Here is a 22174-nt window from a genome sequence, read left to right on the forward strand (position 1 = left end):
GTGAGTGAAGAGTTTCTGATTTGCCTATTGCAACAGGTTAGACGCAAGGGTTAATGCAGGCTGTGCCAGCTTCGGCATTCGAGGGCTCGGACCATGCAACTAATTTGCAAACAGTCCGGACGGCCCGAGTTCGATATCAGCCCTTCTTTTGGCGGATTAACTGCATCAGCTTGTTGCGGTCTGCTTCTAGAATAGACTGGACTGAAGTCGATGGTCGGCGGTGCGCTCGATCAAGGAATGCTTCCGGCAGGAAGTAGTCCGACAGCGCATCCATACGTTTTGGCCCGAGGCGATTGCCTAACCACTCGGCGACATCGCTATCGAAGAATGGGATATTCATCTTAGAGGGCCGATGCACTGCAATCGCCCGTAACTTCGTAGTGTTGATGATGTCAGATACATCGCCGTCGAAGCTGAGCACCTCCGCCACATAGAAGTCCACGTGAGGAGATTGGTCAGGAGTAACGGAGGTCAAGGCATCCAGAGCGCGAGGAATGTACATGTCCCAAGCGCAGTTTCTGATCAGCGCCAGAGGATCGGCATGGTTCTGAATAGAGTTGAGCTTCTTCGAAATTCTTGACCGGTTACTACGAAGCAAGATGTCACCGCAAACAATCAGCTCCCTTAGCATGACGGTGGACAGTTCTTCGTGCATGTAGGCGACCAACTGCGCCAGCTTGTGCTCCTTAGCCTTCTTGGAAGTCAGCTCGATGAGTTGGCTCCTAATCAGGACGGCCTCAATGAGATCGAGTTGATTCTCCAAGCCGGCAAAAAGCCCAGCCTTCAGGTTTCGTTCGAACTCCACAATCAGGCCGGTGGCAAAATTCTCGGCGCTCACACGGAAGTCTGAGCGGAAACGCCGGCCCCATTCCGCAGTCAGCTTGCTTCCTGAGGACGATAGTGCGTGGATCGCGGCCACTGATTCTTTGCATCTGGCAACTGTCTCATCGTTCCAGCTGCGGAGCGATTCCCACAGATAGAGATAGGGGTTGAGATGTTGCAGCCTTGCCCCGACCTGGTTAATCAGATCGGCTCTGATCAGCGCTTCTGGCGATGGAGCGTCCTGGTAAGCGAGATGGCGAATATAGGTGGCCGCATTGGAGTCTACGAACATGGCAGAGCCGCCATGAAAACCCATTGGGCTGGACTGCGAGACAAATGGCGCATCCATCAACCATAGCGATTTTCCCCGGAATACAGATGTCGCAACGCCGGAGGTACCTAGTGTCTGGTCCAGCAGCTTAATGGACCCGGCGTCGCTCTCCTCTGCAAAGAGGATCTGCCATTCCTGCAATGCGCCCGCGTTCCTCTCGAACAGGCGGTGGGCTTCCAGCGCATTGGGAGCTGAACAGATCTCCTTTACCAGTTGCAGTTCAAAGAGTTCTTGGGATGGTGTTCGTTCGGACGATGCGGACATTGGAGCGGGGGGAAAGCTGAGCCCGAAGAAAAGGAAGAACTACCTTACTCACTCCAGGAAGCTGGAGTCCAAAATTGTTGCTTCAGTCGTAATTTCTCGTCACATTTACGTGTGTATTTCACACGTATGCGCCGCACCGTAATTTTGCTCTCAGACGACATGTCAAAGAAGGGCAGAAAAGTGGGGCGCTCCTCGGCCTGAGCAGCCATCCAGTTGCCAACTGTCGCCCGGCCGTTTCAGGTGGCCTCTGACTTTAGTGAGCGACATGCGTACACAACGCCTACTCCAATCAGTACTGAGTTTCCAAATTACGCGGCTTCGCCGGTACCATAGCCAGGTGAATTCAAGCGCTCTTCCACGTCGTACGTGAAATCCATCTCCTGCTGAATCGGCTCTTCGTCGGGGTGCTTACTGTTCCAGATCATCTCGTCGATCTTGAGGTGCACAGCATCCCCAACCATTTGCTGCCGGCGATCGGCGAGGGACCACAACATCTGCGGGCGAGTGGCATCTTCCATATCAACCCACAGCACCATCTGCCGGCCATCGCGCGTTCTTTTGCGCAGTGCATGGTTTGCACGATAAGACAAGCCAGTCTTTGGGTCGACACGATACTCGGCACGTGCTGCATCGGCCAATTGGGCTGCGAATAGCTCACGCGCAGTCTTAGGCTTTGGAAGAATGGCTCCTTGGCTGATCGCCCAGTCGGCAACTTTTTCCAAATCGACGACCTTCTCTCCGGTTTCCTGCTTGTACCGATTGATCAGTGCTTGCAACTTCTGATTTTTGGTCATGCTGCTTCCTTAGCTTAAGCCCACTGGGGCGACGTCGCCCCAGCCATCCACAACCGCACTGGGCAATATGCGATCACGAATCTTCGCCAGATGAGACCGGAACAGGTCATACCTGCCCGTCTTGAATTGAATCTGTCCGGCCACGAGAGCCGGGTGCACGCCAAGCACCTTCGCCAGTCCCAGAAAGTCACGCTCTGGAAAGAGGGGGGCTTTGCGCTTGATGAAGCTGTCGATGCGCGCCTTAGGCGCACAAAACTCAGAAGCAGCCGCATTGGCCAACTTCTCTTCTTCATCGACGACATCCCCATTGAGATCAACATCAAGCGAGGGCTCGACCTTGCCGTGGCCCAGCAAAACGTGTTCCAGTTCATGGCGAAGCACAAACCAAAAATTATCCATACGGTCGAACCTCATCGTCATGCCGATCACGGGCGAGTGCTCGTCCAGCCACAGACAGACACCGTCGATCTTGGACGACTTGAGCGCTTCCACGACGACAAATCGGATGCCGCATTCCTGCAAGATGCGTGGCACGTGCCGTGCCTCTTCGGGAGCACTGAGTAAGGCCTGGAGCCTAGGGAGCGCAGCGCGCGCAACGGATTCCTGATACTTGGGTACCAGTAGCTCTTTGGCGATCTGTCGAACCCGGTACAGCCAAGCCAACTGTGCAGCCGACGCTTGTTCGCCTGCGGAGGTCTTCTTAGCCGCATGCGGCGTGCGTACGATCTGGCTCGGGCTCTGGCCGTCAAAAAATGTGCAGAGCGCCTGATCTACGGCATCCAAGTCGCGAATGTTCTCGGCCTTGATCCATTGGCGCTTGATCAGCTCGGCCACGGGCAGTTCGGCGAACACCTGGGCCCGTTCGGCGCGCACCGGATTGGGAATTGTGACGATGCGTGCTTTGGCCAAATCAAGGTTGCGCTGAAGCTCAAGAAACCGCTCGGCGGGTATACCAAACACTTCCTCCAGAGAGATCGCCACCTCCGGTGTGACAGCCTTCTTGCTGGAGATCAGCTTGCTGATGCCCGTTTCTTCGACTTCAAGCACAGCGGCAAGGATGCGGTTGTTCCACCCGCGTTCGTTGAGCAATGCCTCGATGAGCTGGCCAGGGGTGCGGTATTGGGTCTTTTCCATTTGTTTGCGATAGTACTCAAACTTGCACCAAATCGCAAACTAAAATTTTCGCAAACAGATGCCACCATGCCTGCGTGGCACGACCGTGCCGCTGCACGAGAGCGCCCAAGCTGTCAAGTCAGATTCGGCCGAAAAACGGTCTCATGCTCACGCCAACAGTCGGTACCTCGGCCATTGCAGCCCTTTAACGTGTGGCAGAGATCAGTCCGCTTCGCGCTGGCTAGCGGGAGCGACGCCGGTTTGATCATGAGATTTTTCCTGCTGCTGGGGCAGGCTATAGAAGTGATACGGTTTTCCGGCCTTCCCTACTGGGAATATCTCAGCGAGGCGAATGAGCGAGGCTCCGAGCTCACATATTCGGCCACAGACGCCCCTCCGCCTTATTTGTCGGAGATCATTGGATTACGTCAAATTGGAAACCCTGGCAACTGCCTAAGAAAAAAATCAGTACAAAGCATATTTGCCTTGCACTGATTCGGTTCTCAAAATGCCACCTTGTAACGCTCACGCCAAGCGCAATCGGTTGGCTAGGCCCGCGAAGGCGATTAAGTCAAATAACAAAATGATTGAGGTGCAACGCCACTACGTAAAACAGAACCAAGCTCTAGGGGTTCATCGTAGCGTCTGGCCTCCTTGACCTTAATCGCATAGGCTCTATTACGGCCGTGAAAATATTCATTGAAGAAGCGCTTCGTAATACCTGAGTACTCTGCCGTGATTGACCAGAGGTCGTTCGGTCTTTCAGACAGGAATTGGTCGATATCAAATTCGCCTACCACCTTGCCAACCGGCTTGGTGGCATATATTACGATGGTGGTAACGCCTGGTGCTTTGGGGATCACTTTACGGAATTCGTAGTGCTTATTGCCCTCGAGAATTTTCTCAGCATATTCAGGCTTAATGGACAATAAGACTTTCATCAATCTTTCCTCGTTGGATGATTTCTGTAAATTGTTGATGGGTGATTGGCATGAAACCCCAGTACGCATTGCCATCGAGGCCAACCTCTTCAATCATAGTGCCTCGAGTAACGCGCTTTTTTAATGCCACGTTGTAGGTGAATCGGATCACATGGGGATACTTCTTGTCCGTCCAAAACCCAATTAACTCTTTTTCTGTAAACACGCTATACGGCCGGCAATAGTCGAGGAATTCCTCGCGCGATGCAAAGGAATGGATCGAGCGATATTCCTCAACTACGCAAATTGACGTCGCTACCGAGCGAAAATGGGCCGCGCCGAGACCATCGTTTGTACGGTAAATAAGAAGGACATCTCCACGTTTTAGAGCCTGCATCCCTTCCATCTTGGCAAGGTACACCTTATGGATGCTATTAGTGTGAGAGATGTCTTGAACAACGTCGGTGTTCTCGTTTGCCAAGATCGAATCCGGCAGCAGGCGCGTGTGCCATTTTGGGTAAAGCGATAGCAAGTATACGCGTTCTTGATTCAAATGGAACTGCGGATAGCTCGTAACAACATCAATGTACTTACCGTGTAATTCCCTTACTAACACTAGCTCAGTACCGTTTGGCGTGGTCTTCTTCGCTCGACATTCGAATCCATATCGCTGAAGGAGACCAAGCAAGCTCTGGTGGTGTTCAAATACGGTGAGATAGATTTCCTCCGCGCTTTCGTAAAGAGCATTGTCGAAGATTTTTTTGATGAAACGCTCACCAAGCTTGGTGCCGTGTGCATTGATCTTAAGGGTACCTACCTTAATTCTTCTCGCCGGAGGCAATGGCGGTTCGGCATCAGCAACGGGCCCGTCTTCACCTTTCAGGTAAAGAAAGCCATCGAGCAAGCCAGTGTCTCCCGTAAAAACGTATGCGTATTCTTCAGCCTTCTTAGCGAACCAATTAGAGAACTCCGCGTAGTCCGCCTTAAGAGAATCAAAAAAAGGGTCTTGGAGGTTTGTGTGCTTGAACTTTTTGTATTCAAGTAGCATGCGTTACTTCCCCCCTGCTGGTTTTGATACTGTGGCAGAAATTGTTTCGGCAAAAATATCAGCGCTTGGCGTATTTAGAGTATGCAACGGAATTCCGAGTGCATGACACACCGCCTGCGCTTGTGTGCGCTCCGCTTCGATGAATTTCCCTGTCTCGCCAATATCAATCTCTCTCTCGTCACGCTTGCGGATACGCATAGCGATGGTATGTGGATCGGCTTCAATCAGCACCGCGGCATTCAGATTTAAGGATCTAAAAACGTCTGGGCTTAGAGGAGTGAACTCGCCTTCTTTATTTAGAAGAACAAAATGTCCATCTAGAAGCAGGCGGGTACCAGCATCGTTGTAGCGCTTGACTGCGGTGGCAAGTGCGATTTGGTTGGCGTCGACATCGCCAACCCTCTTGTCGCTCCCCCATTCAGGCATCTCGCGTTCTTCCTTGATTAGCTTACTGGCAGATGTATGCAAAAGACCGAAATCGGGTGGAAGCTTGGATGCCAAGTACGTCTTGCCAACGCCATGTACGCCAGCGACAAAGATATTCATACCTGTTCCTCATTTGGAAACATTGCCCGCATGGTACGGTGGAAATCTAAAGGCTCTAGGTAAGCGAATGATTGAGGCGGTGTGAAGTCAGGGAATAGATCTTTGGGGTCGATCTGGACATCGGCAACCCTTACACGGCTTATCAAGATCCCAAATGCCGTCTTCTTACCCTCAACATAGGCTTTTAACTCGTCGTACGTCACTCCCCCCCCGTTGGCGTCGGCGATAGACCACAAACTCTCAAAATCGCACTCTACAACATCGTCTATGAAGACCAAGCCAACCAATTTTTGGACTGGAGCAGACGAATACAACACCATGACCCCTATGTCGCTAAATGGCCAACTACGGCGCAACTCAACTCGCTTAGTTCCGGCGAGGATGAGGTCGGCGTACTTTGGCTTAATCGATAGCAGGACCGCCCTACCGCTCGGCTGCTCGGAGGATTCGGGAAAAAGACTCATCAGAAATACTCGTAATGGATTGAATAGGCCCCGTAACTACCCGTAGGCGGCGCAATTGTTCGAACGACACGGAGGGCTCAAAGTGCTTGATCAGCCGGAAGAGCATCACTTTGGTTTCGGTCTGCGCCATCTCCTCTATTTGCTGGTCGGAATAAACCGTCCGGCGACTCACAATACGTGCGATCTCGTCAGCGGATTCGGAGTACTGATAACTTTCAACAATTCCCAGTGTTGTCACCGCGCGCATATCGTGGCTTCGGTAAAACAGAACCACATCACCCGGCCGGGGCTGTTTGCTGGGAGTGTGGCAGAGATAGGCAAGTTTAATGGCGTTCCCGACATGGCGTTGAGGATGGCCCTCAGGTAGTGCGTGCCCGGGCGCTAAGTAATCTGGGAAAAGAACGTCATGGAAGCGCGGCTGGACAGGCACTAGGAACTTTTGGACTTCGAGGCCCGCCACATAGTGCGGGTAATACAACCGCACATATTGGAATGGGTCAATTTGGAGCGCTAATGGATTAACTGGGTGCATTTTTACGTAGACACCATCCCCCTTGTAGTCACCCGTATATCTGAAGCCGAAATCTTCAATTAGGCTCTTTAAATGGCTTTGCTGCTCGTCATTCGCATGCAGGAAAATCCACTCGCAACGATGGGTGGTCGCGTACTGGAAGGCCGCCCGCAAGAATAGTTCGCCGATCTTACGCCCTCTAACGGAATCGCCAACCTTGAACGTGCAAAGCTTTAATGCGTCGCCTTCGAGGACATCACCATCATCGGTGATTTGCACGTCTGTCTGAACAGTGTAAATACAGATAGCCGCTACACCCTGATTTGCGCCATCTCGGTATACCCAAGCTCTTCGACCTTCTCTGGCTATGCGCTCGAACCAAGCGTCAAAGCCAGCGTAGTCCCCCCGGATACTGTCAAAAAAAGGTTGGGCAAGTTGATTGGTGATTGTGTGCAGTTCAACGTCGTCAATGTTTGGTAGTCGAACATCACCGGGTTCATGCAGACGGCGAAGCCAGTCATCAGCAGATTGGATGAAATAAACACGATCGTTCAGACCACGTTCGCGCGCTTTGCGATGTAATCCCTGATCTTCAGTTACGAGCGCGTGAGCGGCGTTCCGCTCAAGGGCATACAGAATTTCGTTGTCACAAGCATCGTTAACTGACGTTTGCGGGGTATTCCAGGGGCAACTGGGGCCTTTCTGCAATTGCGTGTATTGGCCTAGTCTGGCTAACGTCCGATCGCGGCGCTCTACATTGGTGTCCCGTCGGATGTCCTCCATTGACGCGGGGTGGTACAGCATTTGGTGGCCGTACGCATTACACAATCGAACGAAGTTGGTAAGGCTTGGCCGGAGCACAACCATGGAATCCTGAAGAGGGATCAAGATGTTGGTGTCCAGCAAAAATCGAAGACGCAGTGACAAGGATTCCTCCCATCGGTATTTCACCGGCGCACGACAGTTGCAGTCGCTTGCGACATCGTTGGCGCCCCTTTATGCCGTATCCAACGTAGCCTTAGTCGGCAGCCCAATTAGAACAGCCTTTTTGTGACAGGCATTTTATGCAATTAGTCTAGTAGCCACAACCGAGCTGTTTATAGCCAAGCGCGACATCGTCGCTAATGACATGGATAAATATGGGGGCAACCGTTCAGACTGATAGAAACTTGATAGTTGCACGTGCAGCAATCGTGTATATTCCAGTGAATATGAGCAACCCGCCCGGCGTCATGAGCATCCATCCCGTTGCTCATGAGCAGTGTTGAAGGACAGCGGTTAATTCGATACCAAATTTGTGTTATTTAATAAAATTAATGGTTTTCCCACCGAGCTCCCCCTGGGCTCGGATCGGCGAAGCCGAACGAGCCAGGCGGCAAGCGAAGCGCGGCAGTTTAATGCGATACGTACTATCGCTCTCGCCCAGCTTCATGCCAGGCCTTACGAACGGGTGAGAGCAGATACTCCATAACCGTTCGGTCACCTAACCATATCTCAGCATTAGCCTGCATCCCTGCAGAGAGTTGGAAACGCTGCTGATCCATCTCCAGTGTCATCTGCTTCAATTTGACCAACGCTTTGTAGACCAATGGCTGATTTTTCTTGGCGGGATCATTTTGCGTATTACCTCCGCCAGTATTGGTATCAGCAGCATCAGCGCTGACATGCTCAACAACTCCTTCTGCCATCCCGTATTTCTGGAATGGGAATGCCGCAAACTTGAGCTTGACGCGCTGCCCTTCCCGAACAAAACCGATGTCCTCGTTCGAAACCCAGACCTCAGCACGTAGAGTTTCATCTTTCGGCACCAAGGTTAAAAGCACCGTGCCCGGCTGGACCACAGTGCCGGATGTATGCGTGGCCAAGTCTTTAACGAAGCCATCCTGCGGCGCCTTGAGTTCAAGTAGGTCTTGTTTGTGTTCCTGCTTGGTAACTTCCTGCGCCAGCTTGTCGAACTGTCCCTGAATTTCGTTGCGTTCAGCATGTAGTTGTCGCCGATAATCTGAGTCAATCTGGGCTAGCTTCTTCTCTGATTGGAGGATGCTCGCCTTGGCGGATTCAATCAGAAAGCCTTGCGTTTGTAGTTCCTGTTCTTTCTCCAGGCGTTCGCGCTTTTTGTCGCTACCCATTAGCGCTCCGGCAAAGCCATCCTTGACGAGCTTCTCGTAGGCTTTGTCCTGCTCCCGGTAATGCGGCAGGGTTTCCTCGAGCTTTTTCTTGACTTGCTGCGCTGCGGCCATTTCCTGGCGCGCTTTGATCAGGCGGGACCGCTCTTCCGCCAATGCTGCTTCGAATGCCGCACGATTAGCCCGATATTGCGCAGCTACGTCCTCAGCCAATGCCGATGGATCATCCTTTTCGGGGATGAATGGCTGACCAGACAACTCCGCTTTGATTCGCCTTAGGGTCAGCCGCTTGCGTTGATATTCCCCTTCGACCGACTGGGTGTCGGCATCCGTGATCAAGGCATCCATGCGCATCAGGATCTGTCCGGCCTTGACGCTCTGCCCCTCCCTGACCAGGATATCTTTAACTATGCCGGACTCGGCCGGCTGGACAATCTTCACGTAGCTCTCCGGGATCAGCTTGCCTTCAGCGACAGCGACGATGTCGAGACGGCCAATCAATGCCCAGATCAGCAATCCTGCCAAAAGGCCAAGTAGCGTCCAAAGCACTTTTCGCCCCAGCGGATTGGGGGGCTCATCCTGTAGGCGAAGTAGCGGAGGAGAGAAATCGTGGTAGTCAGTTTCGCCGCCAAAAATTGTTTTGCTGGTCATATTGAATGTCACTGCTTTCTTTCAGTCAGTGAAGCTTGCGTTGACTGTAATCGTGGGCCATTAGCGTTTCCAAAACGTTCACTGTCGCCACAACCGCTTGATCCGGGTGGAAGCCCTCATGTGCCCGAGAGAACGCTTGTGCCCCTCTGCGAAAACTAGGTGTTTCAATCAAAGTCTTAATCATTCGCTTGAAGGTGTCTTGGTTACGATCTGTGCCCATGCTCATGCCGGCTCCGAGCTGTTCTACACGCTGTGCCGCCCAATATTGTTCGACATGAGCGGGGACGCCCAACAGTGGAACGCCTGCCAGTAGCGCTTCATTCATCGTGCCACCACCTGCTTGGCAGATCATCAGGTCTGCCTCTTTGAGCAAAGCGCCAAATGCGAGAGGCTTCAAGGAAATTCTCGTTTGCCGGTTAGCGAGTTGCCTGGCCGCTTTCGGCGACAAACCGGGGATGACACAAATTTTTTCGGCATCGATGTCAGCAAGCGCGCTCATCAATATTTTGAAACCGGCTATCTCGGGCCGAACATACAGCAGGATTTTTCGGGCCTCCGGATTCTGCCAAGTCGCATGAAGCCCATTGGATATGCCAAAAATAGGCCCGATATACTGTCCATGCTCTCTGGCTCCGAAATGATCAAGTTCAGGGAAGGTATCGAGCAGGCTGGATTGTCCAAATAGCGCTTGCAATGATATCGGCTGAGTCACTCCAAAGCGTGTCGCCAAAGCATCCAGGTTCTGTTGCAACCGTTGATCGGCCTGCTGCAGCCGTTGTGTCGAAACATCGTCCCATGGACGAATTGAGGGTAATGGTGACTGATCGGGAGGAATAGCAAAACCGTTCCCGATCGCCACCTTGGGAATATCCATGAGATGGGCTGCCAGCAATGCTGTCGGCGAGTGATCTGCCAGAAGCACGGACGAGCCATGAAGATTCAGAAGTGTTTTCCAGGCCTGGGTCATGCCGAGCAACACATTTGCCTCCTGGTACCCTCCACCCAAGAGAATTTCGGCATAGCTTGTAGGAGGAGAACGCGGTATCGCTCGACACTGGGAAACGGGCGCCTGGCAATAGGCAAGGCCGTCGGCAGCCAGCATTTCTGCGGCAGTACGCAAATCCCGAACGGCCAACATGACCTCATGCCCACGACTGCGCAATGCCTTGGCAATCGGCAGGCAACGGGCTATATGGCCATAATTGCCACCGAGTTCCCAAGCAATCATGATCCTGCTCACTCCGGCACCTGCCGGAGTGAGCGGAAATTAGAACGAGTGATCAAGCGATTATCCGAGCGTCTTCACGCCTTCCTGAAGCCCTCGGAAGCCATTGAGTTGGGTGCCGCTGCTACCGCACAGAGACACCGTGTCCGGCGCATGTGCCGCTGAACCGGAATTCGACAGCCCAGCCAGCCAACGCATATCCGCGCCATGCGAGTCACTCGTCCAACCCTTGTCTTGTTGGCTGTCCGCCATAAGTTTGGCAAGCGCTTTATCCATTTCGGCCCAGCGATGATAGAAGTCATCATTACTTGCCCCCGAATCGTGACCACGATTTGTATCGGTCTCCCGGTCACGCAAACTTGTGTGGTTCAGATCCAGATAGGCAAAATCGCCTTCACGAGTTTTGCTCTTACCCCAATCATCGAACCAGTCGTCGCGCTTATCGCTCTTGGACTCCTTGGCATCATCGTGACTATCCTGATCGCGTCCGTGATGTCCTGAGTTTCCTGGTCCGCTGCCAGCGCCATCGTTCTGGTTTTCCGAATGTCCGGGCGGTGGTGGATCTTCGCCGTTACCAAGCCCCTCATTGCCATGGACGCAATTTGTTTTACCAAAGTCGACCTTGAAGGTATCACTGGCAACGGATGCCGAACCATGACCATCACTAGCCGTTACCGTGATGTCGATACCGTCCTTCGCATTTGCCGGAACGTGGCCACTGAAGGTTTGTGTCGCCGCGTCGAACTTCAGCCAACTGGGCAGCGCCTTCCCATTTGAAAGCGTTGCCTTGTAGGTCAGAGTATCCCCTGCGTCAATGTCCTTGAAGGTTCCCGCTGGAATCTGCCAACTGACATCCGAGTTCTTGGCCAGGGTCCGATCAAATAGTGACTTTTGCAACCACGGCTTGTCGTTTGCTCCCGCAACAGCAACGCTCAACTCACCGATGCTGGAATCCACACCATCGCTGGCGGTGTAGCTGAAACGGTCAATAGCAGATTTGCCTTCGGCGAGCGCCTGGACGGCAGTCGAAGCATTGTTCAGAACATAGCTATAACTCCCGTTGTTCATCAGGTACAAGGTGCCGAATTCGCCTTTCCGAATTCCGGCATCCGCAACCTTGAGTTGGGAGCCAGCATCGGCATCCCGATCATTGGTCAGGACATTGCCACAAGCCAGAAGCTTGCAGTCCTCCTTGACGCTGGCACTATCCGGATTAGCGACGGGAACGGAATTTCCGCCCGTAACGGCCAGAGAGAAAGTTTGACTGGCTGTAGCCCCCGATGGATCGGTTGCTGTCACGGCAAAGCTGAAAGTACCACTGACGTTGGTAGTGGATCCGTTGAAGACCCCACTGACCGCGTCGAAGCTCAACCACGATGGCAATGCACTTCCATTGGAAAGCGTCGCACTGTAGGTTAGTTGATCGCCGTCAATGTCGGTAAAGGCTCCGTTCGGCAAGGCATAGTTAAACGCTGTGCCGCCACGTATTGTTTGATCCGACAAACGGAACCCGGTGCCTGGAGCATCGTTGACCGGGGCAACATCGATCAGCACCTGTCCTTGCGTCAATCCGCCGCGACCATCGGCAACCGTATAGCTGAAGCCAGCCTGACCATTGAAATTGGCATCTGGCGTAAACAGGATCGCACCAGTATCACTCAACGAAACCATCCCATGCGATGCATCACCAACAGCCTCAATACTGAGGACGTCATTCGTCGGGTCAATATCGAGGTCATTAGCCAGCAAGGCTGCCGAAGTCAGACTCAAGGCATTGTCCTCGTTGATCGAATACGACTCGCTATAGACTGTCGGCACATCATTGACATTCTCTACGGCGATGTTCAACCCCGTACTGACACTGGTGCCTGCCAGATCGGTAGCTGTCACAAGAACCGACCAACTCCCGACCTTGCCGTTGTCTGGTTGCCCGGAGAACGTTGCAGTCAGCGCATCGAAGGCCAGCCAATTCGGCAGCTGCGATCCGTCCCCCAGCGTTGCCGACAAGGTCAGCGTGTCGCCCTGGTCGATATCGGAGAACGTATTGCCAGGAACACTGAAGGTAAAAGATTGATCCTCCTGCACTGAGAGATCCGCCAGTGGCTGATTCACGACCGGTGCATCGTTGGTATTGGCTACCGTGAGATTAAACGTCTGACCAACTGACGCGCCAGCCAGATCGGTAGCGACGATGCGAAGACCCAAGCTGCCGACGTCGCCATTGGTGGGGACGCCACTAAATATCCCGGTGGCCGCATCAAAGCTCAGCCAAGAAGGCAATGCGTCGCCATTGGCCAGTTCTGCGGAAAGTGTCAGTTGATCGCCTTTGTCGACATCCCGGAACGCATTTTCGGGAAGCGTGTAAGCAAAGGCCTGCCCCTGTACTGCTATCCGGTCAGTGATTTGAGTGGCTACTTCTGGCGCATCGTTCGTATTCGCAATATTGACCTTGAAGGTATGTGCAGCAGAGGTTCCCATCGTATCTGTTGCACTAATGGTGACGTTGAATTCGCCGACGTCGGCGTTTTCCGGGGTGCCGTACAGCGTCCGCGTTGTCGGGTCGTATTTCAGCCAGGCGGGCGCTTGGTCGTAGCCGGATACCGAGACGCGCTCGATCAAGGCATCGCCGTCGGCGTCGATAAATAGATCGGCCGGCAATGCCAGAAGGAATGGCGCATCTTCGAGAATCGCTTGGTCGGCAATCGCGCTATTGACCTCAGGTACATGATTGAGGAATTCACGGAGGCTGATCGTCGAACCATCGGCAAATTCAAACGTGTCCACGACCGTCCCTGCATCAACGCCATCAGGTGCGTAATTCGTGATACGGATGCTGTCGCCAAGCGCGCCATACTGTACAACCAGATCGGCGCCATCTTGCTCGAAACGAACATCCTCGCGTGCAATGCCTGCTCCGAAGGTAACGATGTTGCCGACGCCGGATTCGACGGTGTCGAAAATGACATCCTGCCCGTCACCCAGATTAACGACATACGCATCACGACCCGCGCCACCATCCAGTTCGTCGTCACCACTTCCGCCAGTCAAAACATCATTGCCGGCACCAGCCTCCAGCAAGTCGTCGCCGGCGTAGCCGTATAGGCGGTCGCCTACCGACGTCCCGCTCAGTCCATTGGCCGTGTTGTCGCCTTCGACCACGAAGGTCCAGGAAATCAGGGTTGCGTAGTCGACCACCGTGCCATCGGCAAACTCGAACTGCTCAACGGCATGGCCGCCGTTTTCAACGTCGTCCGGATTGAATCCGAGCAAGCGCACCACGTCGCCTTCGTTACCATAGGGCAGGAGCAGCACGTATCCGCCCAGGCCATCAGCCTCGAAGCGCAGATTGGTACGCAGGTTGTCAGTGGAAATACCGTCGCCAAACCGCAGGACATTGCCTTCGCCCTGCAACGCATTGTCGTCAATGGTGACAATGCCATCCCCCAGATTGACAACGTACTGATCGTTTCCTGCACCACCGGTTAGCAGATCTCCTCCTGGCGTTGCATCGATCAAATCCGATCCTGCCAAGCCTTGAATCCGGTCCTGCAATGTCGTTCCCGATAGTTGGTCACTTTCGGCGGTACCAATGATGTCAAAGCCCCGTGAGAGCAATTCTTCGTAACTGATCTCGGGACCGCCTTCGCCAAAGCGGAAGCGCTCGACAGCTCGGGCTCCCAGCGGATCTGCCGGATCAAAACCGGACAGGCGAACTGTGTTGCCTGTCGCGCTTGATTCGATAATCAGGTACCCCTCGTTGGCATCGAACGACAAGCGAATGTCATCGAGAGTAACGCCATCCGGGAAAATTACCAGATTGTCCTCTGTTCCGTTGGCTAGATCGATGATGGTGTCGACACCACCATCCGGCTCCACCAGATAGGTATCGCTGCCGGCTCCGCCACTCATCTGGTCGTTGCTTTCCAGTCCAACGAAGAAATCATCAAGCGCCGTACCTGACAGGATATCGCTCTGCGGCGTGCCAATAATGCGAATGCCGCGCGAAAGCAGTTCGTCGAAGCTCAGCGTGACACCGGAATTCCAAAACGAGACTTGATCGACAGGGGCCTGCATGCCCGGAGCACGGGGATCGAAACCGGCGAAACGAACCGTGTCGCCACCATCGCCCAGTTGAAGCAGCAGATCCTTGCCGTCAAATTCCAGGAATGCTTCATCCGGATTTACATTGCCATCGATTTGGAGCTGATTGCTGTCACCCGCTTGCCAGACCTCTTCAATCGTCGTTTCGGAAACGATAGAACGGTCATAGTTCTGATAAACCGTGTAGGTGTCGCTACCTGCTCCCCCGACCAAACGGTCGCTACCACCGCCGCCGGAAAGTTGGTCATTACCTTCGCCGCCAATCAATCTATCGGCCAGATCGCTGCCGTATAGCCAATCATCGCCATCGGTACCTGTTTCGTTCAGACCGGCATACTCCAGGCTGTCAGCCGCAATCTCTGTCCCATCGGCAAACCGGAAAATATCGACCGACCGCGTCTGCGTCGCCCGATCCGGGCGATAGCCCCGAAGAATGACTCGATCTTGCGAATGTGCGAACTCAATCAACAAGTCGCCGTTCAGTTCGGAATAACGCAAATCTTCCGGTCGGATTCCAGCGCCAAATGCGAGGACGTTCGGCACATTATCGACCAGCATGCCGCCATATCCTCCACCGTAACCGCCTCCGTAACCACCGCCATAATCTCCGCCATAGGCAAACTCAGAGGCCGCAAAAGCCGCCATTTCACCGCCGTACCCCAGGTTTCGGACCCAATGGTCGTCGTCGATAATCACTTCGCCATCGCCCAACTGAACGGTATAGGTGTCGCCACCCCATTCACCGAACAACTGGTCGTTACCGCCGCCACCCGTCAGGCTATCTGCACCGTAGCCTCCGTACACGATGTCGTCACCTACGCCACCATTGAGAGAGTCGTCGCCGTCCAAGCCGAGAATGATGTCGTTTCCGGCGTTACCGTCGATGTTGTCTGATACATCGGTGCCGAACAGGACATCGTTACCAGAGGTCGGACTATTGTTGGTCAGCATTGGCTGGGCAAACAAATCACCGGTTTGGGCATAAGCAATCGCTTCAAGCCCGCCAGCCGGCGCAACCGTACCAGTGAGTTCGAATCCAACGCCGGCAAATGCTAAAGGCGCATTTTCGCTGCTCGACGCCAGCGCCGCAGCCTGATTCCGAACCCAGTCTGCAAAATCAAAAATACGAACATTGCCGTCGGTGGCGACAAACTGAAGTCGTTTGGCAACACCCGCCTGAGTGCTGGAAATGCTTTCCAGGGAAGCATCTTCCAAGGAAATGGCACCGGCAGTGCCGGCATCGACATACAAGGTCAGACGGCCTTGCGAGTCGAAGGCGACCGTGATTTGCTCCGGCAAAATCCCTACGCCAAAGGAAAGCGTATCCGTGCCATTACTGTTCCCGACAGCCACGACGTCGTGGCCATCACCACGGTTGAAGACGAAGGTGTCGTTGCCGGCTCCGCCGTATAGCTGATCGTCGCCCGCTTCGCCCGCGATCAGGTCATTCCCGCCACTGCCATCAACGCGGTCGTCACCGGTACCGGCGCTGATAATGTCGTCACCGCCAGAGAGATATACAGAGTCGTCATTTCCACGGGCACGGACAATCAGATCGGCATCCCCGGTGTAGTCATTGATGTAGTCATCTGCTTCACTACCGACCAGCGTTGAAGCATCACCCTGATAGTGATACTGACTTCCCACTGTGCCGTCCACCTTGGCAGCCATGTCACCCAGAGATAGTTCTGTACCATCCTCGAATCGGAAGCGGCGAATACCCCCTTCATTCAGATCGGACCAGTTCGCATTCTGGATCAGGAAAGCATCGTTGCCGCCAATACCGACGACCATCTGTAGGTAACCGATAGCGCCAACATTGCCACTCCAGGAACGATTACCCAACTGAACAGTAATATCTTCCGGACGAATGCCCACCCCAAAAACCACCGTATCATCGGCCACAGCAACCTGATCCGTATAGACCGTGTCCAAGCCGGTGCCGGCTTCCAGCACATAGGTATTATTGCCAGCATCCCCTTGGAGGGTATCTCGACCGCTACCGCCAATCAGCAGGTCGTTGCCGTCGCCGCCGTTCAAGGTATCGCGACCGCTATCGCCTCGTAGCGTGTCATTGCCGACATCGCCCACAAGATAGTCATCGCCGTCTCCACCACGAAGTTCGTCGTCGCCACCCAAGGCATACAGCGTCGAGTTGGCCGCAGTCCCCGTCAGAACGTCGTCGCCCGGCGAGCCGTAAATGATTTCAGCGCCACTGGCGATGTTGATGAGTTCGGAAACGTTCAGAGCCGAGAGCGTCGTGCCGTTGTCGAAAGCAAAGGCATCGATTCGCGACCAGGTAGCTTGCCAATCCTTGATCCGCAAGGTCTCGCCGGAAGCGTTCAGGGTAGCGACAAGATCGTTGCCGTCAGCAGAGAAACTCACATCATTGGGGCCGATGCCACTCTTGAACGAGATCCGACCACTCGGATCGATAACCGTATCATTGCCATCACCAATGCCAAAACGGTAGGTGTCGTAACCACCAAGATCCCGGAAGCTGTCATCGCCAGCGAGGCCTTCCAAAGTTTCGTCGCCATAGCCGCTAACGATCTCGTCGTTGCCATTCGTTGCCGAGATAGCGAGCGCCTCCAATGTGGCACGATCCCAGGTTGTTCCGTCGGTGAAGCGCAGGGCCTCGATGCCCGTACCAACGCTGGCCCACGGTTGTAACTGCCCCTGAACAATCAGGCGATCATCTCCCTGCTTCAACTGGATGGACAAGTCGCTTTGTAGCGTACGGCGAACAAGGACGTCGGCCGGTACGATATCCGCTGCCAACTCGATGACATCGGTACTGGCAGCATCGCCATACGCTTCACTGATCAAATCCTTGCCCGAACCGTTGCCGAAGCGGTAGGTGTCACTGCCGGCGCCACCGGCCATCTGATCATCGCCGGTGCCACCATCCAGCAGGTCGTCACCGCTGTTGCCGTACAATTTATCGTTGCCACCAGCCCCAACAAGAACGTCATCGCGGTTAGCGTAACCAAGCAGGAGATCATCTGTCGAGTCGCCAATCAATACCTGCTTCTCAATTTCATCGAGATTGAGCAGGGTACCGTCGGCCAGGGCCAGTTCTTCAATCCTGAATCGCGCGTCGGCAAACTGGTTCTTGACCGTCAGCGTGTCGCCGGTATCGCGAATGGTCAGCACAAGGTCGCCGTTCACACGTTGCAGACGGATATCTGCCAGCGTAATGCCGGATTTCAGTTCGATGCGATCAAGGGCACCGGTGCTCCAGGAGTCGTCAATTACCGTGTCGTGACCATCGCCCCGACCAAAGCGATAGGTATCAGCCTCGTTGCCAGCTTCATAGACGTAGCTGCCACCCCACTCTACGCTATTGCCGCGCAGGATGTCGTCGCCAGAACCGCCATCGAGAATATCGCTGCCAGCCCCTCCGAGCAGTACGTCGTCGCCGGCACCACCTTCGAGAAGATCATTGCCGGCATCGCCCAGTAATTTGTCGTTGCCGGCTTGCCCGGCAAGATGGTCGTCCAGACGGGAGCCAGTGATCGTTTCGGCGTTATCCGAACCGGCAAACAGGATGTCCTGGACGTCACCATATTGCCATGTTGTGCCGTCAGCAAAGGTGATGTTTTCGATCAGGTAAGTGGTGTTGCGCCCGTCATCCCAATTGCCAAAATAGTCGCGCAGCGTCACGCTGTCGGTGCTCCCCCGAATGGAGAGCAACAGGTCGTTGTCTGCGCGGGAAACGCTGATATCGGAGGGCGTGATGCCTTCTTTGAAACGCAAGGTGTCGTTATTGCCGGCTGTCCAGTCGCTGTCGATGATCGTGTCTTGACCATCGCCGCGTCCAAAGAGATAAGTGTCGTTGCCGTTGGCTGAGGTTTGCTCGCCCAGTCCGCGCTCGATACGCCAGGTGCCGTTGTCGTTGATCCAATTCAGGGCGGTGCTGCCGATCAGTAGGTCGTTGCCAGCGCCGCCATCGACGGTGTCGTTGCCGGCGCCGCCGACCAAGGTGTCGTTGCCTGCCAGTCCGCTGATCGTATCGCCGGCACTGCTGCCGAAGATCACATCGTCATTTTCTGTGGCGGCAGTCACGGTGGCGCGCAGGGCATCGTCATGACTCCAGACCGTGCCATCGTCGAAGACATACTGACCGACCCCGTTGTTGCTCCACCAGTTGCCCGAGCGCGGTACGCTCAAGGTATCGCCGGTGGCTTTGACGGTGAAGACGAGGTTGTCGTTGAGATCGGCGGTGACTGCTATATCGGCCGGATTGAGGCCGAGGAAGCGTACGGAGTCGAGTTTCTGACCATTCTGTTCGTGGTCGAGGATGGTGTCGTGACCACCACCCGTACCGAAGACGTAAGTATCGGCGCCGTTGTCGCCGTACAGGACGTCGTCGCCAGTGCCGCCTGAGAGTAGGTCGCTGCCTTCGCCGCCGAACAAACGATCATTGCCGGCCTGGCCGTACAAGCGGTCGTTACCGTTATTGCCATAAACCGTATCGTCGCCGGCATTGGCGAGAACGATGTCATTTTCGCTGCTGAGCCATGGGCTATCGTTACCGGCTGACAGACGTTGCACCTTGAATTCGTCGAGCAGTGCTGTGATGGCGGGGGTTTGGGACAGGCTTTCTATCAGGCTGTCGAAACCGCTCATACCGTCCCAGTTGGTGCCGGACAGGATATTGCCGGCGTAGCGGTCGAGGTCGAGCAGGTCGCCGAGGGCGTTTTCCGGGTCAGAGGTGAGTTTTGTCCGAATGCTTTGGTTGAGGGCGTTGGCATCAAAATGTAGCCCTGTCTCATCGAAGACTAGATCAATCTGATCAAGGTAGGGCTTGAGGCGGGTTTGCAGCACGAGCGCGCCATAAACACTATCCTTCAGTGCCGCGTAAGCTTGATCAAGCAGATCGAGTTGTTGCTGGGCAAAACCGATGGCCAATACGGGTTTGAAATTGGCGGCATCTATGGCGATGGCGCTGTAGTACGCCGCCTGCTGGCTGCTAGCAGCCAGGGTGAAACCAACGTTGGCGCTGGGGGTCTCGCTTTTTTGCTCGGGAAGATTGAAAAAATACTGACCGTTGAAGGCCTCTAGAATATGAAGTTTCTGGTTCCACGAGGCGATCAGGTTTCGATAGCTCGCATCAAACATTGCATTGTCAACATTGAGCGGCCGATTCAGGTAAATCTCATTCAGGGTGCCGATGGAAAATGGATCAGTCAGCAGAGTCGTATTCATGTGACTACTGCGCCGTTCGTTGCCGAAAGCCATATATTCGATGCGGTATTGGCCGGCGGCGCGCTCGTCGAGCGTCTTGGCCATGCCGGAGGTATCAGCCCACGCAGAAAGCAGTTGATCAACTTGTGCTAATTGTTGAGTGCGAGTGGTTGCCGACTGGAACTGAACCAACTTTCCAGCCAAGGCATCCGACTGGGCCGCTGCTTGTTGCATTTCGCGAATATAGCCTGTGCCACCGATGGTCGGCAGCGACTGGAGTGCATCCGGAATGTCCACCTGTTGGGCGAACCGGGTTTCGAAAGTATTTGTGGCTAGATTGAATTCACCCATGCCACTGCTTGAACCGTTGGTCCGAGTAAATGTGCCTTCGCGCCGGAGGGTATTCCCATTGGGCAGGGCTTGATTTTTGAGTGTATTAGCGAGATTTAGGCTGGCAATGCCCGCATCGGCCAACGAGATTAGCTCGCCGGTACCGGTCCGGCCATCTCGTGACATATCGCGCCAGAGCTTGAGTTCGCCAAATGCGGGGTCGGAGGCATCTATTATGCCGTCGCCGTTGGAGTCAAGGGCAGCCAGCGCAGAAAAGCCGTTAGGAGCCAACGTGCCGTTGGGCAGCATTGTGAAATCGCCAAAGAGTTCGGCGCCGGTATCAATAGCGCCATTGGCGTTTCTATCCCAAACTAGCAAGGCGTCGTCCTTACCTACCCAGCCAGTTTTGCTGAGCACTCCGTCGCCATTGTGGTCAAAAAACACATTAGCAATTAACCCAACCGTTTCTAGGCCATCGCCGTCAAGATCGAGAATAATTGGGTCCCTCGGCCAAATCCAATTTTTAGCTCTATCAAATAGCTTCTTTGTTGAATCAAAAACCTCCGAAGATTTTTCTTTTGATTTTTTCCAAAGGGCTTCCCACCACGACGTTACTTGCTCCGACCCGGTAGGGTCGGGCTCAACCCACTTTCTTGTTTCTTTTTCGTCGTAAGGGTCATTAATGGTTTTCCCATCTTTGACTCGGTCATATATCCATTTGCTTAGTGAGTCGTCCGTCTCCCCATTCTCTTTTGCCTGCTTCCAGTTTTCCCATTCCTTTCGGCCAACATCATTATTCCAATCATCCATATTGCGCTCTTTTGGATTATTTGGGTTTTCCCTTTCATGCTGGTCCATCTTGTATTTAGAATAATCCGGCCCAAAAGTATCCGCCAACTCCGCGCTAACAAGCGCATGTCGGAACGCATCATATGCGTCGTCAGACCCGCGACCGGTAGGAGAGTTGGACGAGTATCCTCCGTAACTATCAGCAATGTCTTTTGTGCTTCCAACCTGAAAAAGAATAAATGTTACAGACATATAACCTCAATAAATATCTATAAAACAAACTGCGCTGCTCTTTCCAAGAAAAAAATCAGCGCCCGGTTTGCAGGCTGAAGAAATTGGCTTCCGTATGTAAAAGCCGCCCCTTAAGTAAATTCTCCCAACAATGCTGCTCTCAGAAATTGCGTAAATGGCTACATCCCCGTCTTTCACATTTTCGAAAGCATCGCCACGAATCCCGTAAATATCCTTCAAATAACCTTTATCTGCATATGAATCATGAAAACAAATACGGCTGGTGTTGGCATATGTGTTTCTGAGATCAATCAATGTACGCTCTCCCTCATTTAGCAAGGTGCATTTCTGATCAATTTGACGCGCGATATCGGTGGCTGAATATAAAAAAATTAACCACAAAACAACTCCTATTGCGAATAAAACTAACGCCGCACCGGACTTGCTTAATATATATTGATTGTTTTTTACTTTGTGTTTTTCTGTCATGTTTAAATTGATCAAATCGGGCCATTAATATAATACTTGACGCTCACTCTTCACCGCTTCAAGCATGCCTGGATTCAAAGCCTTCCTGACTGAAAACCTGCCCCTAAACGATCACTCGGGCCGATCAAAAATACGGCGGCGACATTTAAGTTTTTTCGCTCAAACGCCTTTTAATTTCTGTTTAAATCAATATCTTGTATTACCAAGAAGTTAAACATATTTCGTTTCT

At 53.6% G+C, this 22174-nt stretch carries 12 protein-coding genes; all 12 read right to left on the reverse strand.

Features of this window, described 5'->3' with window-relative positions:
* Positions 1–136 precede the first annotated feature (136 nt).
* The 12 genes from KI617_RS18230 to KI617_RS18295 all read right to left on the reverse strand — a co-directional run bounded on the left by KI617_RS18230 (position 137) and on the right by KI617_RS18295 (position 21945).
* Positions 137–1417, reverse strand: coding sequence for a hypothetical protein (locus tag KI617_RS18230; protein WP_226448736.1), 1281 nt, complete (start codon positions 1415–1417; stop codon positions 137–139).
* A 308-nt stretch (positions 1418–1725) separates the two neighbouring features.
* On the reverse strand, positions 1726–2211 hold the full coding sequence (locus KI617_RS18235; RefSeq protein WP_226448737.1) for a hypothetical protein: 486 nt from the start codon (positions 2209–2211) through the stop codon (positions 1726–1728).
* A 9-nt stretch (positions 2212–2220) separates the two neighbouring features.
* The gene (locus KI617_RS18240) at positions 2221–3345 is read right to left on the reverse strand and encodes a HigA family addiction module antitoxin (protein ID WP_226448739.1); all 1125 of its coding nucleotides are present in this window, start codon (positions 3343–3345) and stop codon (positions 2221–2223) included.
* 545 nt (positions 3346–3890) lie between these two features.
* Positions 3891–4265, reverse strand: a complete 375-nt coding sequence (locus KI617_RS18245) for an ASCH domain-containing protein (RefSeq protein WP_226448741.1) — start codon at positions 4263–4265, stop codon at positions 3891–3893.
* A complete protein-coding gene (locus KI617_RS18250; protein WP_226448743.1) occupies positions 4243–5292 on the reverse strand; it encodes a hypothetical protein in 1050 nt (349 codons plus the stop codon). Before KI617_RS18250 ends, KI617_RS18245 begins: the two co-directional genes overlap by 23 nt.
* A gap of 3 nt (positions 5293–5295) precedes the next feature.
* A complete protein-coding gene (locus KI617_RS18255; RefSeq protein ID WP_226448745.1) occupies positions 5296–5838 on the reverse strand; it encodes an ATP-binding protein in 543 nt (180 codons plus the stop codon).
* A complete protein-coding gene (locus KI617_RS18260) occupies positions 5835–6302 on the reverse strand; it encodes an ASCH domain-containing protein (protein WP_226448747.1) in 468 nt (155 codons plus the stop codon). Before KI617_RS18260 ends, KI617_RS18255 begins: the two co-directional genes overlap by 4 nt.
* The gene (locus tag KI617_RS18265) at positions 6262–7740 is read right to left on the reverse strand and encodes a PIN domain-containing protein (protein ID WP_226448749.1); all 1479 of its coding nucleotides are present in this window, start codon (positions 7738–7740) and stop codon (positions 6262–6264) included. The genes KI617_RS18260 and KI617_RS18265 overlap by 41 nt, the downstream gene beginning before the upstream one ends.
* 482 nt (positions 7741–8222) lie before the next feature.
* The gene (locus KI617_RS18270; protein WP_226448751.1) at positions 8223–9590 is read right to left on the reverse strand and encodes an HlyD family type I secretion periplasmic adaptor subunit; all 1368 of its coding nucleotides are present in this window, start codon (positions 9588–9590) and stop codon (positions 8223–8225) included.
* 25 nt (positions 9591–9615) lie between these two features.
* Positions 9616–10818 carry a glycosyltransferase gene (locus tag KI617_RS18275; protein WP_226448753.1) on the reverse strand — a complete coding sequence of 401 codons (1203 nt, stop codon included), beginning with the start codon at positions 10816–10818 and terminating at the stop codon, positions 9616–9618.
* A gap of 60 nt (positions 10819–10878) precedes the next feature.
* Positions 10879–21477, reverse strand: a complete 10599-nt coding sequence (locus KI617_RS20420) for a putative Ig domain-containing protein (protein ID WP_404826746.1) — start codon at positions 21475–21477, stop codon at positions 10879–10881.
* Between the two features lie 6 nt (positions 21478–21483).
* A complete protein-coding gene (locus tag KI617_RS18295; protein WP_226448755.1) occupies positions 21484–21945 on the reverse strand; it encodes a hypothetical protein in 462 nt (153 codons plus the stop codon).
* Positions 21946–22174: the final 229 nt, after the last annotated feature.

The organism is Ferribacterium limneticum (assembly GCF_020510625.1).
Classification (GTDB): domain Bacteria; phylum Pseudomonadota; class Gammaproteobacteria; order Burkholderiales; family Rhodocyclaceae; genus Azonexus; species Azonexus limneticus_A.